This window comes from Ferrimonas lipolytica (assembly GCF_012295575.1).
Taxonomy (GTDB): domain Bacteria; phylum Pseudomonadota; class Gammaproteobacteria; order Enterobacterales; family Shewanellaceae; genus Ferrimonas; species Ferrimonas lipolytica.
Genome location: NZ_CP051180.1, coordinates 3,904,247 through 3,916,989 on the forward strand (window position 1 = coordinate 3,904,247; position 12,743 = coordinate 3,916,989).

Sequence of the window (12,743 nt, forward strand, 5' to 3'; positions counted from 1 at the left end):
TTGTATGCATTAAGGGGGAGCTTCGCCCCCTTTGGAACTCCCCTTGCCTTAGAACGCAGTCCCAAACGCTTCGCTGGACTGCTTCAATGCGGCAAAAGATCAACAGCGGTAGTGTTATCCCCTTGTATCAAAACGCGCCTAGCCGGTGCTTTAACAGCATTGGCAAGAACAACACTTAGTTGCTACACAGCCTTTTTGTTTGCCTATCACCAACCTTTAGTTGTGGATCTGTGCATGCCAGTTAGGCAACACCTGCGTATGTAATTGGCGCAGTGTTGCGGTTGATTGATGGCCACAAGCAATCAACAAACAATCTATACCGAGTGCGTGGGCAACCTCGAGATCATGATCGGTATCGCCGATCATAATGGTGTCGGATTTGGCTATCTTGGCCAGTGTTAACAGCTCGTGCCCTCGTTCAACTTTACTGACGGCATGATGGTTATCGAGGCCAAAAACCGAATCGAACAATGGCGTTATCTGATGATGTTCAAGGCAATGTTCAAGGCTCGACTGTGACGCCGCCGATAGGATCGATTGACGATGATCCGTCGCTAGCTGCCGCAGCAAAAACAAACAGCCAGGGTGGAGCTGAAGCTTATCGCGGTTGGCCTGATAGGCCTTGCCAAAGTAGCTACAGATTTCATCAAAACTAATGCGGTCAAAGTCGAAACCGGCTGCGGCGTAATAGTCGCTGACCGGATGGCAGAACTGGTCGCGATAATGTTCTAGGGTGGTGGTGGGCAGTTGCTGCTTAGTGAGCATCTGATTAACGATATCCACCGCCAGTGGCGCATCATCGACTAGGGTTCCGTTCCAATCCCACACTACATGTTTATAGCTCTTTAACCGTTGTAATAACGCCATGCGCAGTTCTACTTGGGCAAACAGGTGCGGTTGGATCAATGGATGGGTGAATTGTGTCGCATTGGGGGCAGCACCAACCTGTTGTATTTCTGCCATCTCGCTGCCGATTGGCAATGGCCCCAGCTCGCTAATTTCAGCAACACAAAGCAGCCCAGACGCGCTGTGACCGGCATTGTCGGTCACGTGGTATAGCTCAATCGGCTCTAGGGTAAATTGGCTGGCGCCGGTTTCCTCTACTAACTCTCTAGCGGCAGCTTGCTCTGCCGTTTCGCCAGCGTCAATTTTGCCACCGGGAATATCCCAGCTCTGGCGTTGGTGATGCCGACTTAGGATCCATTGCCCTTGATAACGTGCCATTACAACAACGTATTTCAATGAGGAGTGGCTTGGTGCTGGCCACGCGGAGAAGGAGAGTTGCATAGAGTTGGTCTGTCGGCAAACAAAGAGCTGAAGTTATACCATTGCAGCTGGCCTTGGTCTAAACCAACCGGTGCTGACGTGAGCCAGACCGCTTAGTTAACTAGCGCAATAGCGTGTATTTAGCAGGGTTTAAGGTTGCCTCAGGTACTGGCTCTGCCACAATGGTGGCACTGCTCATCTATCGTTGTTGTTATGTCGCTGTTGTTACCTATCGATTCACTTCACTCTCACTTTGTTACCGCATTAACGCAAAACCATTTGGTGGTTGAAGCGGAAACCGGCTCGGGCAAATCAACTCGATTACCGCTGTGGGCGGCAGAGCAGGGCAAAGTATTGGTGGTTGAGCCGCGACGAATTGCTTGTACCGCCCTCGCCGAGTTCGTGGGGCAAGGGCGAGCCGATGTCGGTTATTCGATTCGTTTTGATAATCAGGTGGACGACAACACTCGGGTCGCCTTTGTCACTCCAGGGGTAGCGCTATCGTGGTACAACGAGAATCGTTTAGCGGATTTCACCACCGTCATTATTGATGAGTTTCATGAGCGGCGCTGGGATACTGATCTGCTGTTGGCATTGCTGCAAAAGGGGGCTGGGCATCGTTTGGTACTGACGTCAGCCACGGTCGATGGTGAGCGCTTGGCGAACTATCTTGGTGGCGAGCGCTTATACGCCGAGGGGCGTCGTTTCGATGTAGATATTAGCTATCAGGCTAAAGATAGCCAAAGCCTGCCAAGTGACCGCGACTTAGTATCACGGTTGAAGTCTGCGCTGCTCAGTCACATCGATAACGACCACGGTGATGTGTTGGTGTTTCTGCCGGGGCGCAAAGAGATAACCCAAGCCCAAGCAAGTTTAACGTCGGCCCTACCTAATTGTTTGTTGTTGGCACTGCATGCAGGTGTAACTAAGGCCGAACAGCAGCTGGCGCTCGCGCCAAACAAACAACGGCGAATCGTATTGGCGACCAACGTGGCGGAGACTTCACTAACCATCCCTGGAGTGACCTTAGTGATTGATTCCGGTTTGGAGCGTCGTACCAGCCAGCGCAATGGCCGCACCGTGCTCGGGTTGACTCGTATCTCCAAAGCGTCGGCTCAGCAGCGCGCGGGTCGTGCTGGCCGTATTGCCGCCGGACGTTGTGTGCGACTGTGGGGCCAATTTGCGCCGCTTGAGGCGTTAACGCCACCGGAGTTACAGCGAGAAGAGTTGGTTGAGCCGATGCTAGCTGCTGCCTGCGCTGAGCAAGCGCTCGGCCAGCTTACCTTTGTCGACACCCTGCCGCCCAAATCGCTGCAGCTGGCGGCAGCAAAGCTGCAGCAGATGCAGGCAATCGATGTTGATGGCAAGGTAACGGCGCATGGTCGTCGGCTCTATCGGTTGCCTATAGATACTCAGTTTGCCCATCTTATTAGCGCGATGGAGAACAAAACCAACCAAGAGGCGATGGTTGATTTGGTGGCGGCGTTATCTATTGGTCAGCGCTTATGGCAGGCGCCCAAAGGTGAAGAAGCAATGAAGGCGTTGCAGCAATGGCAACCAATACCTTGCGATGCCACCACCTTGGTTAAGATCGTCCGCGAATCGGCACCAGAGGCATTAACGGTTGATGCTAATATGCGCGCCGAAGCGCGGCAGATGGCGCAGCAGATCCGCTCCACATTAAATTTGCCGCAATTGCAGGCGGCATCCTATTTAGATAGGCCGTCATGGTTGGCCGCGATCCTTGCGGCGATGCCTGAGTTGGCCTTTGTTCGCCGTACTAAAAGGCGGGAGGCATTGGGTAATGGCAGCGTTGAGGTTAGCCCCAGTCGCGATACCCGCTTTAATGACGAGGCTGAAGCGGCGTTGGTGCTGGACCAATTCGCATTGCCCGGTCGGGGCGTACGCCAAACCCTTAATTTAGCCACCTGTATGATGCCAATTTCGTTAGCACAATTATGCGAAGCTCAACTTGGACATGAACAACTAAGTGAGCGCCGTGCCGATGAACAGGGGCAGCGATTGCATGAGCGCATCTACGCTGGCCGGGTTATTGGCTCGCAGTGGCGAACGGTCGAGGGCGAGCTTGGTATTGAGTTACTGGTGGAGCAAATCCTGACCGGTAAAAAGATGACTCCGGTTGGAGCACGACTACAGGCCGATGCTCAGGCGTGGGCGCTCTATCTTGCATTAGGCGAGGCTGATGGTGAGCCGATCGAGCCACAGCAATGGTTACTGCAGCAGCTGCAAGACTTAGGGGTAGAAAGCGCGGAAGATCTGTTGCTGTTGGAGGTGGACGATCTCAAATTTGACGGAGTGCCTGAGTGGCAGCGAGCGGAGTTTGAGCAGCGTTTTCCGCAGCAACTCACTTTGGCAGAGTTAAAGCTGACGGTGGAGTATCAACCTCGAGGCAAGCTGGTAACCGTGGTATACGCGAGTGGCCGACGCAAAATGGATCCAAAGCGATGGGAGCTACCCAAATGGAGCGGCTGGCGGGTGAAATACCGTAAAGCTAGCCGCGTGGTAGACGTTCGTTAGTTGACTGGCTGCGGCGGAAACTGACCAAGTAGCTGCTCGACCAGTGTGGTTAGTTTGCTATTGCGCTTCTGTGGTGAGTCATTACCTCTTAGCCGCATCTCGTTGTTACCACGCCAGAGCAATTCTCCCTGTTGAACGAGGTCCAGACGGAGCAGTAAAATCTGCTCTTCACTGGCGCCAATGGGGATGTTTACGCCACCGCTGACTCCGCCACTACTGCCAAAACTGCCGCCGCCAACACCAATCTTCATATCCGGATCTTTAGCGCGTAACTCTTTGTTGGTACTGATGTAGACGGTAACGCCATTACTTTGTTCGCTGTCGGTTTGTTGCCAACCGCGGTTCGCCAAGTTAGCAGTAGCAGCTTCAATCAACCGCGCCATCATTAATGGTTCTTGAGCGTCACCGCTGGAGGCAACGACAAAGCTGTTAAGTTGATTGAAGTCGACATCGGTTTGATAGTCGATGTCGATCTTATTGCTGCTGCAACCAGCAATAATAAGTGGGGCGAGCAACAGGGCCAACCGTGTAATGTGATTCATATAATCTCCTCGGCGTCAGCGTTAAGTCGCTGGATACGGTTCAGGGATAGAGTGCGTACCAATACAGTAGCGCGGCTTAGTCGGTTTAGGCTAGAGTGGATGTTAATATCAATAGCAGCAGACACTTAGTGCCGTTGGTAGCAATCATCGTTGAGGGAGAACATGATGCGAGTAGCAGGGATAGTGGCGTCAGTGCTGTTGCTAGGTGGTTGCCTAGGCGGTTTAAGTGAAAGCCAACAACAAGATAAACAACAGTGGCTAGATTGGCGTGCTGATAACGATCAGCATGCGCGAGATCCGCACAAATCGTTTTTGAATATTCGAGATGCCAAATATCTAGCTGTTGGCGAATCGACTTGGTTGCAGAGTCAACAAAGCCCCGAGGAGATCCGCTGGCGTGACAAGATGGTTGGTTTGGATTTTGGTTTAACCCACAGTGGTGATCATGCCGAGATTGTCTGGAACCATAGCAGTCACACCCTCAACCCCGGTGGAGAGTTAGCGCTGAGTGAGCGCTTATCGGTTACCGTTGGTGAGTTGTACCAAGGCGGCATGCGCGCCTTTATTCGAGATAATCAGCACCCCAAGGTAGCCAGTTTTGATGGCTATGATTTCTTCCCTTACAACCCAGACGCTAAGGTCGATGCCAACTTTACCGCGGCGACACCAGAAGCGGTGATGTTTCAAACCGTGCAAGGGCTGAAGAATCGCTTCTATCGTATTGGTCAGGTCAGTTTCAAATGGCAAGGGACGCAGGTGTCGATGCCGGCTTATCATAGTGAAGCTGAGCCGCCGTACCAATCACTGATGCTATTCTTTAAAGATCAAACCAATGGCGAACAAACCTATGGTGGTGGGCGAGAGCTTTATGTTGAGGTACCCCAAGGGCTAGATAAACCGTTTGCGTTGGACTTTAACTACAGTGGCAATTTCTATTGCGCCCGTTCGACCTTTTGGAATTGCCCAATACTACGAGACCCCACCCTAACGGTGGCCATCACTGCTGGCGAAACCTATGAGAAACATCAATAACGTGATCTCAACTAAGGTTTGTCGCTACTACTGCTGGCAAGCTCAGTATTGGCTCTCGTGTTGAAGGAAGAAACATGACCAGTTCGTCACTCGCGTTCCCGTTATTGATCATTATCGGCTTAGCCGTGATCGCCTATCTATTGTTTTCGAACAAACCATCCACGGTTAAACGGCACGCCAACAGTGCGACCAAAACGCGGCATAAGCGTAAGCGCCACAAAAAAGCACACCACTGAGCCGCGCCATAGCGGTTAGTCTTCTTCGCGGACTACTTTAACTTCGCTGAAGCCAAGATTTTTAAAATAGTTGTCACGAAAATCGCGATGGGACTTTTTATCGCGGGTGCTCATCTGTACTTGGTGTTCCATCTCTTGATACTGACGAATATCAAAGCCTTCAGCCTTGGCGGCAGCCTCAAACATGCTGAAGTGTTTGTCGTTGGCATAGCCGGTGGTTTTGGTTTCACCCTTAAAGGTGTATTGCAGTTTCAGTGCCACGAAGGCCTCCGGTGGATCCAAGGGAACAAAAGGTGGTGCTATCTTTATAGCGGCGGCGAATGATGCCATAAAAATCGACAGGCCTCATCAACCGCTTAGCGTTTGCTGTACCACAATATTAGCGGGCAGTTGGTGAATTGGTTGCCAGCTAGCAGCAATGGCTGTTTTTTTTCAATTGATTGAAATAAATTCGGTTAATTCACTTTTTTGTGAGCAATCACAATTGTAAGGGGTTCTGTCGATGACGACTCCGGTGGTATAAACTGAAAGTGTGACAATGACGCAGGCTCCAGCGGCGATAATGATCTCTGCCTACCTTGGAACTTAGCGCTAAAAACTAACTCGAATGGAACAGGGTATTGAAGCGCGAGCCGGTAGCACTGGCCGCCGCTGTCGTCGCAGTTATGATCTGCTGGTGGCAGTAACATCTGTTTTTACACTGTGGATGTGGAGTGTGATATGAATAAGCCGGCTGGTCGTCAGGACCATTCGTTTGATCGTTTTGCTGGGGTTGCACTGTTGGTGCTCGGCGGCATTTCTATGTTATTCCCGCTGTTTAGTAGCATGCTGCTGGAAAAGGCATTTGCGCTTGGGTTGATGGGGGGCGGCGTTTACTTGATGACCACCTCTAGCGGTGCTTTGAAGGTCATTGGCGGGATTCTGCTAGCGCTAGCAGGTGGTAACTTGCTGGTTAACGGCGGCGCTGGCATGGCGATCTTAACCTTGGCGTTGGGCTTGTACTTTGCTTACTCTGGCTTTACCGCTTACAAGAAGAGCGAAGGCAACGAAGAGAGCGCTTGGTTGCGCTTTAACGGCATCTGTACATTGCTCCTAGGTGTGGTGGCGCTGTGGCAATGGGGCGAAGCAACACCTACCGTTGTTGGTGTGATTGTTGGTATTAAACTGCTGCTAATTGGTTTGTACCACAACAGCAAAGCCAACCTGATTGTGAAACAAAATGCTGAGTTAAACCACGCGTCGGCATAACTCGTTGGGTTTAAACCGCTAAAGAAAAACGGGCCGATTGGCCCGTTTTTGCTATCTGAGGTGTGCAACAACGTTAACTTTGCTCTCGGGCGATAGCGCGGTAAGCGATATCACGGCGGGTGAACATGCCATTCCAGCTGATCTCATCAGCCAATAGGTACGCCCGTTGCTGGGCTGCGGTTACGCTGCTACCTAATGCGGTTGCACACAGTACCCGACCACCAACGTTAACGATGGTGTCATCTTGTGTGGCGGTTCCAGCGTGGAACACCTTTTCACCTTCAACATAGTTGCTCCGCAAACCGGAAATGGCAAAGCCTTTGTCGTAACTTGCTGGGTAACCGCCGGAAGCCAATACCACCCCAACCGCTGCGCGGGGGTCAAACTTGGCCTCTTTGCCAGCCAGCTCACCGTTAGCACCAGCGAGGCACAGCTCAACTAAGTCTGATTGCATCCGTAACATGATTGGCTGGGTCTCAGGGTCACCAAAGCGACAGTTGTATTCAATTACCTTCGGGGTGCCATCGGCAGCAATCATTAAGCCCGCGTAGAGGAAGCCGGTGTAGGCGTGACCTTCCGCTTTCATGCCTGTTACGGTTGGGCGAATCACTTCGGCCATAATACGGTTGTGGATCGCGCTGGTTACCACTGGAGCTGGGGAGTAGGCCCCCATGCCACCGGTGTTTGGGCCGGTATCGCCGTCGCCGACACGTTTGTGATCCTGGCTGGTGGCCATCGGCACAATGTTGTCGCCATCTACCATGACGATAAAGGAGGCTTCTTCGCCTTCAAGAAACTCTTCAATCACAACACGGTGGCCAGCATCGCCAAAGGCATTACCAGCTAGCATGTCGCGCACGGCCGCTTCCGCTTCAGCCAAGGTCATCGCCACGATCACCCCTTTGCCTGCCGCTAAGCCATCGGCTTTAACTACAATAGGTGCGCCCATTTGCTGGAGATAAGCCAGTGCCGGTTCGATTTCGGTAAAGTTCTGGTAAGCGCCAGTTGGGATCTGATGACGAGCTAAGAAGTCTTTGGTAAAGGCCTTTGAACCCTCCAGTTGCGCTGCTGCCGCCGTCGGGCCAAAGATAGTTAATCCCGCTGCTTGAAAGGCATCTACTACGCCATCAACCAGCGGCTGCTCTGGGCCGACAATAGTCAGCTCAATGTTGTTCTGTTGGGCAAACGCAACCAAGGCATCATTGCCGCTTAGTGCGACATTTTTAAGCTTTGGCTCAGTTGCTGTACCGGCGTTACCCGGGGCGATAAACACGGTTTCAACCGCTGGATTCTGCGCCGCTTTCCAGCCCAGTGCGTGCTCACGACCGCCACTGCCAATAATTAACACGTTCATGTTCGATATCCTTTAAATCGCGGCATCATGCCGTGAAGTTTTCTGTTTGTAGGGGCACTCATGAGTGACCTTCGCCAATGTTGCAATAAACGTCGCCACAACCGGTCGGACGTGTCGCTCACAATCGGTCGGACGTGTCGCTCATAATCGGTCGGACGTGTTGCCACAACCGGTCGGACGTGTCGCCATAATCGGTCGGACGTGTCCGCCCCTACGCGAAGCCAATTATTTATCTGAGCACAGCGTCCAATCGACTAGCCAAGGCCTTAGTGTTTAAAGTGGCGCATGCCAGTGAACACCATAACCATGTCATGTTCATCCGCTGCCGCAATCACTTCTTCGTCGCGCATTGAACCACCAGGCTGAATCACGCAGCTAATGCCGGCCTCAGCGGCCGCATCAATGCCATCACGGAATGGGAAGAAGGCGTCCGATGCCATTACTGAACCCGGTACAGTCAGGCCTTCGTCGGCAGCTTTAATGCCAGCGATCTTAGCGGAGTAAACGCGGCTCATTTGGCCGGCACCAACACCGACGGTCATGCCACCTTTGGCGTAGACGATGGCATTTGATTTAACGTATTTAGCAACCTTCCAGCAGAACATCAGATCGGTTAGTTGTTCGGCGGTTGGTTGGCGCTTGGATACAACCTTAACGTCATCCAGTTCAACCATACCTTGGTCGCGGTCTTGCACCAGCAAGCCACCGTTAACGCGCTTGATATCAAATTCGGTGGTTCTGTTGTCCCACTGGCCACACTCAAGCAAACGCACGTTTTTCTTCTCGGCGACAATGGCTTTGGCTTCGTCAGCGATGCTTGGGGCGATAATCACCTCGACAAATTGACGTGCAACAATGGCGCTGGCGGTTGCTGCATCAAGCTCGCGGTTAAAGGCGATGATGCCTCCGAAGGCTGAGGTTGGATCGGTCTTAAAGGCACGGTCGTAGGCTTCAAGCAGGTTTTCGCCTAAGGCAACGCCACAAGGATTGGCATGCTTAACGATAACGCAAGCTGGGGCGGTGAACTCTTTTACGCACTCAAGGGCGGCATCAGTATCGGCGATGTTATTGTAAGACAGCGCTTTACCTTGCAGCTGGATCGCGGTTGCTACCGATGCTTCCTGTACATTGTTTTCGACATAGAAAGCAGCACGTTGGTGGCTGTTTTCACCGTAACGCATATCCTGCTTCTTTTCGAACTGCATGTTAACGGTGCGCGGGAATACCGACTCAGCGTCGCCCTCTTTATTATCGCCGTAACTTGGCACCATGGTACCAAAGTAGTTGGCTATCATGCCGTCGTAGCCAGAGGTATGTTCAAAGGCTGCGATAGCCAGATCGAAACGGGTGTTGTAGCTCAGCGAGCCTTCGCCAGCGTCCATCTCTGCAATAACGCGGTCGTAATCGTTAGCATTAACTACGATGGCAACGTCTTTATGGTTTTTGGCAGCGGAGCGCACCATGGTTGGACCGCCGATATCGATATTTTCGATGGCGTCTTCGCGGCTGCAATCAGGCTTAGCAACGGTTTGGGCAAACGGATAGAGGTTAACTACGACCATATCGATAGGCTTGATGCCGTGCTCTGCCATGATGGCATCGTCTTGGTCACGACGGCCTAAAATGCCACCATGAACTTTTGGGTGCAGGGTTTTAACGCGGCCATCCATCATCTCTGGGAAACCGGTGTAGTCAGAGACTTCGGTGACAGGCAGGCCTGCATCAGCCAGCAGGCGGGCGGTACCACCAGTGGAAAGCAGTTCAACGCCACGTGCGCTTAGCGCTTGGGCAAACTCTTTGATGCCAGTTTTATCAGACACGCTCAGCAGGGCGCGGCGGATTGGACGAGGTGCGTTCATAGGGGTACAGAATCCTTGTTAAAGGTGGTGCTCATTACGGCGCTCTTAGTGACGCTTTATGAGCAAGGAAGACATTTCGGCAACGGCCGTTGTTACAAGCGGCGTTTGGCGAAATACCCTCACAAAATCTCCCTGTGCTGATGCGCGCGTATTCTACTCAATAGCGTCACCAAAATCTGGGCTAAATCATTTATAAAACAGTTTGTTCTAGTTATTGGCGCAATGGCTATTGACCTTAGACCTAACTCTAAGGTTTATAATTCAGCCATTACTAGAGTTGAGAGTCGGTTATGTATCGAATTGGCGAGTTAGCGAAGCAGTACCAGATCAACACCGATACGCTTCGTTACTACGAAAAAAATGGTTTGCTGGTGCCGAGCAGTCGCAGCGACAGTGGTTATCGTTCTTACAATGAAGAGGACGCTAAACAGCTGCGTTTTATCCTTCGTGCTAAGTCGGTCGGATTTTCTTTAACCGAGATCCAAGAATTGATAAATATTGACCACAACCGCTCGCAGTGGGCTTGTCAGGATGTGAAAGGGATGGTCGAATTGAAGGCCGATGTTATTCAATCCAAGATTGATGAATTGATTCAATTTAGAGACTCGCTGCAGGGATTAGCTAAGGCTTGTTGTGGTGGTTCAGAGAGTGCTGAGCACTGCTCTATTCTTGATGCCTTGGAGGCAAACGTATGAACACCCTCTTGGCATTAGCCAGTAACTTCCTTGATCTGTTTCTAGACTCAGCCCCTTGGTTGCTGCTGGGTCTGTTTATGGCCGGCATGATCAAGATGTTCGTACCGATGAGTTGGATGGAAAAACAGCTTGGTGGTAACGGCTTTAAGCCAACCATTAAAGCAGCGCTGTTTGGTGCGCCATTGCCATTGTGCTCCTGTGGCGTTATCCCAGCCGCTGTTGGATTACGTCGCTCCGGCGCATCCAAAAGTGCCACCACCTCGTTCTTAGTGGCCACCCCGGAAACCGGCGTTGATTCGGTGTCGGTTTCATACGTACTGCTTGGGCCTTTTATGGCAGTAGTACGGCCAGTTGCAGCGGTGACCTCTGCGATTGTGGCAGGACTGCTGGTTGGTCGTGACGACGAACCACCAAAATCTGGACCGGCTCCTAAAAGCTGCTGTTCGAGTAAAACCGAAGCGGCAACGGTTGAAAAATCAAGTGGCTGCTGCGCGAGCAAAGCTGAAGCCTCAAAGCCTGAACAAAGCAGCTGTTGCTCCAGCAAAGCTAAGCCTACGTTTACGCCGATGGCGGCGAAGGAGCCATCATTAGCGCCAATGGCTATGGTGGCACCAGCACCAGCACCAGCACCATCACCAAAACCAACTAAAGCTAAAACCAGCAGTTGCTGCGCAAGTACGGCTGCCGATACGAAGGTAAAGAAAGCCGGTGGCTGCTGTGGCAGTAAGAAAGAGGTTCCAAAGGGATTAAACGTGGTGCAAAAATTGGTGGCGGGCATTAAGTACGCTGCTGATGATCTGGTTAAAGATACAACCCTCTGGTTGATGGTTGGCCTGTTCTTCGCCGCTCTGGTGAATACCTTTGTGCCGGCGACTTTTTTGGCCCAATGGGGTACTGGCATCGTAGCGATGTTGGTGATGGTGTTGGTTTCTATTCCGATGTATATCTGTGCCACCGCATCAACCCCAATTGCAGCGGGCCTGCTGCTCGCTGGTGTGTCTCCAGGGGCGGTGCTGGTGTTTATGATGGCGGGTCCTGCTACTAATATCGCAACCTTGGGTGTTGTTCGCAACGAGTTAGGTAAACGTGCTCTGTGGGCTTATCTTGGTGGTGTTATCGGTACCGCCATGGTGTTTGGTTTTGCCGTTGACTGGGCAGTACTGCAATTTGGCTTCGAAGTCATGCCGATGGTGGGTGAAGAGCACCGTATGTTGCCTGGCCCGCTGGTATACGGTAGCGGAATGTTACTGGCCGTGTTGATGATCAAAGGGATGCTTACTAAGCTTCCTGCGCGGTTAGGCGCAACCGCACATTAATCGAGATAGGAATAATAAGGCGGCCGTGGGTCGCCTTTTTTATGGCTGTGTAGCAACTAAGTGTTGTTCTCTCCAATGCTGTTAAAGCACCGGCTAGGTGAGTCCCAATACTAGGGGCAAAGCACTACCGCCGTTGATCTTCTGCCGCATTGGAGCAGTCCAGCGAAGCGTTTTGGACTGCGACCTAAGGCAAGGGAGCTCCCCCTTTGGGGGCCGTCGCCACCGCGACATCCTCCCCTAAAGCACCGAAATCGGTTAAGCCGAAGGCTTGATATAAACCTCGACACTTAACTACGACACAGCCTTTTTTATATGGAGTAGATAATGAAATCGATAATCGCGTTATTGGCACTTACGGCAACCGCTGCAGTGGCGGTTGAGCCCGACACCTTTGTTTGCAGCAAAGGTGGTGAAGAGCGACGGATTGAGGTGCAATACCCCAGTGGTGAGAGCTTGCCTTGTGAAGTGAGTTATCAAAAGTATGGCGGTGTTGAAACCCTATGGACCGCTCACAATACTGAGGGTTATTGTTTTGTGCGGGCGTTAGAGTTGGTTGAGAAGCACCGAGGCTGGGGGTGGCAGTGCGAACAGCAAGCTGCTGAGGTTGAGATCAAAGCGGCTCATTCGGTGACCCAATAGTCACCGAACGCAGTTACA

General features: G+C 52.0%; 12 protein-coding genes. 7 read left to right on the forward strand and 5 right to left on the reverse strand.

Translation table 11 applies throughout. The features are described from left to right. Window positions 1-216: 216 nt before the first annotated feature. Window positions 217-1,287, reverse strand: a complete 1,071-nt coding sequence (locus HER31_RS17700) for an HAD hydrolase-like protein (RefSeq protein ID WP_168662664.1) — start codon at window positions 1,285-1,287, stop codon at window positions 217-219. Window positions 1,288-1,422: 135 nt separating this feature from the next. Between HER31_RS17700 and HER31_RS17705 the strand changes: the two genes are divergently transcribed. Then, entirely contained in the window at window positions 1,423-3,804 is a 2,382-nt protein-coding gene (locus HER31_RS17705; protein ID WP_238786860.1) for a helicase-related protein, read from the forward strand. On the opposite strand, the gene HER31_RS17710 is transcribed toward HER31_RS17705, so the two are convergent. Beyond that, a complete protein-coding gene (locus tag HER31_RS17710) occupies window positions 3,801-4,346 on the reverse strand; it encodes a DUF4136 domain-containing protein (protein WP_168662666.1) in 546 nt (181 codons plus the stop codon). The genes HER31_RS17705 and HER31_RS17710 overlap by 4 nt on opposite strands. A 162-nt stretch (window positions 4,347-4,508) precedes the next feature. Between HER31_RS17710 and HER31_RS17715 the strand changes: the two genes are divergently transcribed. Continuing rightward, window positions 4,509-5,378, forward strand: coding sequence for a DUF1684 domain-containing protein (locus HER31_RS17715; RefSeq protein WP_168662668.1), 870 nt, complete (start codon window positions 4,509-4,511; stop codon window positions 5,376-5,378). 74 nt (window positions 5,379-5,452) lie between these two features. Further along, the gene (locus HER31_RS17720; RefSeq protein WP_168662670.1) at window positions 5,453-5,614 is read left to right on the forward strand and encodes a hypothetical protein; all 162 of its coding nucleotides are present in this window, start codon (window positions 5,453-5,455) and stop codon (window positions 5,612-5,614) included. 15 nt (window positions 5,615-5,629) lie between these two features. On the opposite strand, the gene HER31_RS17725 is transcribed toward HER31_RS17720, so the two are convergent. Further along, window positions 5,630-5,875, reverse strand: a complete 246-nt coding sequence (locus HER31_RS17725; RefSeq protein WP_168662672.1) for a DUF2960 family protein — start codon at window positions 5,873-5,875, stop codon at window positions 5,630-5,632. A gap of 459 nt (window positions 5,876-6,334) precedes the next feature. Here HER31_RS17725 and HER31_RS17730 point away from each other — a divergent pair, with 459 nt between their 5' ends. Next, a complete protein-coding gene (locus HER31_RS17730; RefSeq protein WP_168662674.1) occupies window positions 6,335-6,862 on the forward strand; it encodes a hypothetical protein in 528 nt (175 codons plus the stop codon). Between the two features lie 73 nt (window positions 6,863-6,935). On the opposite strand, the gene purD is transcribed toward HER31_RS17730, so the two are convergent. Both purD and purH read right to left on the reverse strand, forming a co-directional pair. Next, complete coding sequence (purD, locus tag HER31_RS17735) at window positions 6,936-8,216, reverse strand: phosphoribosylamine--glycine ligase (protein WP_168662676.1); 1,281 nt, start codon at window positions 8,214-8,216, stop codon at window positions 6,936-6,938. A 266-nt stretch (window positions 8,217-8,482) separates the two neighbouring features. Then, window positions 8,483-10,075: a bifunctional phosphoribosylaminoimidazolecarboxamide formyltransferase/IMP cyclohydrolase gene (purH, locus tag HER31_RS17740; protein WP_168662678.1), complete on the reverse strand. Its 1,593-nt coding sequence runs from the start codon at window positions 10,073-10,075 to the stop codon at window positions 8,483-8,485. Between the two features lie 290 nt (window positions 10,076-10,365). Between purH and zntR the strand changes: the two genes are divergently transcribed. The 3 genes from zntR to HER31_RS17755 all read left to right on the forward strand — a co-directional run bounded on the left by zntR (window position 10,366) and on the right by HER31_RS17755 (window position 12,725). After that, window positions 10,366-10,770: a Zn(2+)-responsive transcriptional regulator gene (gene zntR / locus HER31_RS17745; RefSeq protein ID WP_168662681.1), complete on the forward strand. Its 405-nt coding sequence runs from the start codon at window positions 10,366-10,368 to the stop codon at window positions 10,768-10,770. Continuing rightward, window positions 10,767-12,086: an SO_0444 family Cu/Zn efflux transporter gene (locus tag HER31_RS17750; RefSeq protein WP_168662683.1), complete on the forward strand. Its 1,320-nt coding sequence runs from the start codon at window positions 10,767-10,769 to the stop codon at window positions 12,084-12,086. The genes zntR and HER31_RS17750 overlap by 4 nt, the downstream gene beginning before the upstream one ends. A gap of 324 nt (window positions 12,087-12,410) precedes the next feature. After that, window positions 12,411-12,725, forward strand: a complete 315-nt coding sequence (locus tag HER31_RS17755) for a hypothetical protein (protein ID WP_168662685.1) — start codon at window positions 12,411-12,413, stop codon at window positions 12,723-12,725. Window positions 12,726-12,743 lie beyond the last annotated feature (18 nt).

Coding starts and splice junctions, on each gene's coding strand:
- HER31_RS17700 (WP_168662664.1), bottom strand. CDS start 1,287: ATGCAACTCTCCTTCTCCGCGTGGCCAGCACCAAGCCACTCCTCATTG.
- HER31_RS17710 (WP_168662666.1), bottom strand. CDS start 4,346: ATGAATCACATTACACGGTTGGCCCTGTTGCTCGCCCCACTTATTATT.
- HER31_RS17715 (WP_168662668.1), top strand. CDS start 4,509: ATGATGCGAGTAGCAGGGATAGTGGCGTCAGTGCTGTTGCTAGGTGGT.
- HER31_RS17720 (WP_168662670.1), top strand. CDS start 5,453: ATGACCAGTTCGTCACTCGCGTTCCCGTTATTGATCATTATCGGCTTA.
- HER31_RS17730 (WP_168662674.1), top strand. CDS start 6,335: ATGAATAAGCCGGCTGGTCGTCAGGACCATTCGTTTGATCGTTTTGCT.
- purD (WP_168662676.1), bottom strand. CDS start 8,216: ATGAACGTGTTAATTATTGGCAGTGGCGGTCGTGAGCACGCACTGGGC.
- purH (WP_168662678.1), bottom strand. CDS start 10,075: ATGAACGCACCTCGTCCAATCCGCCGCGCCCTGCTGAGCGTGTCTGAT.
- zntR (WP_168662681.1), top strand. CDS start 10,366: ATGTATCGAATTGGCGAGTTAGCGAAGCAGTACCAGATCAACACCGAT.
- HER31_RS17750 (WP_168662683.1), top strand. CDS start 10,767: ATGAACACCCTCTTGGCATTAGCCAGTAACTTCCTTGATCTGTTTCTA.
- HER31_RS17755 (WP_168662685.1), top strand. CDS start 12,411: ATGAAATCGATAATCGCGTTATTGGCACTTACGGCAACCGCTGCAGTG.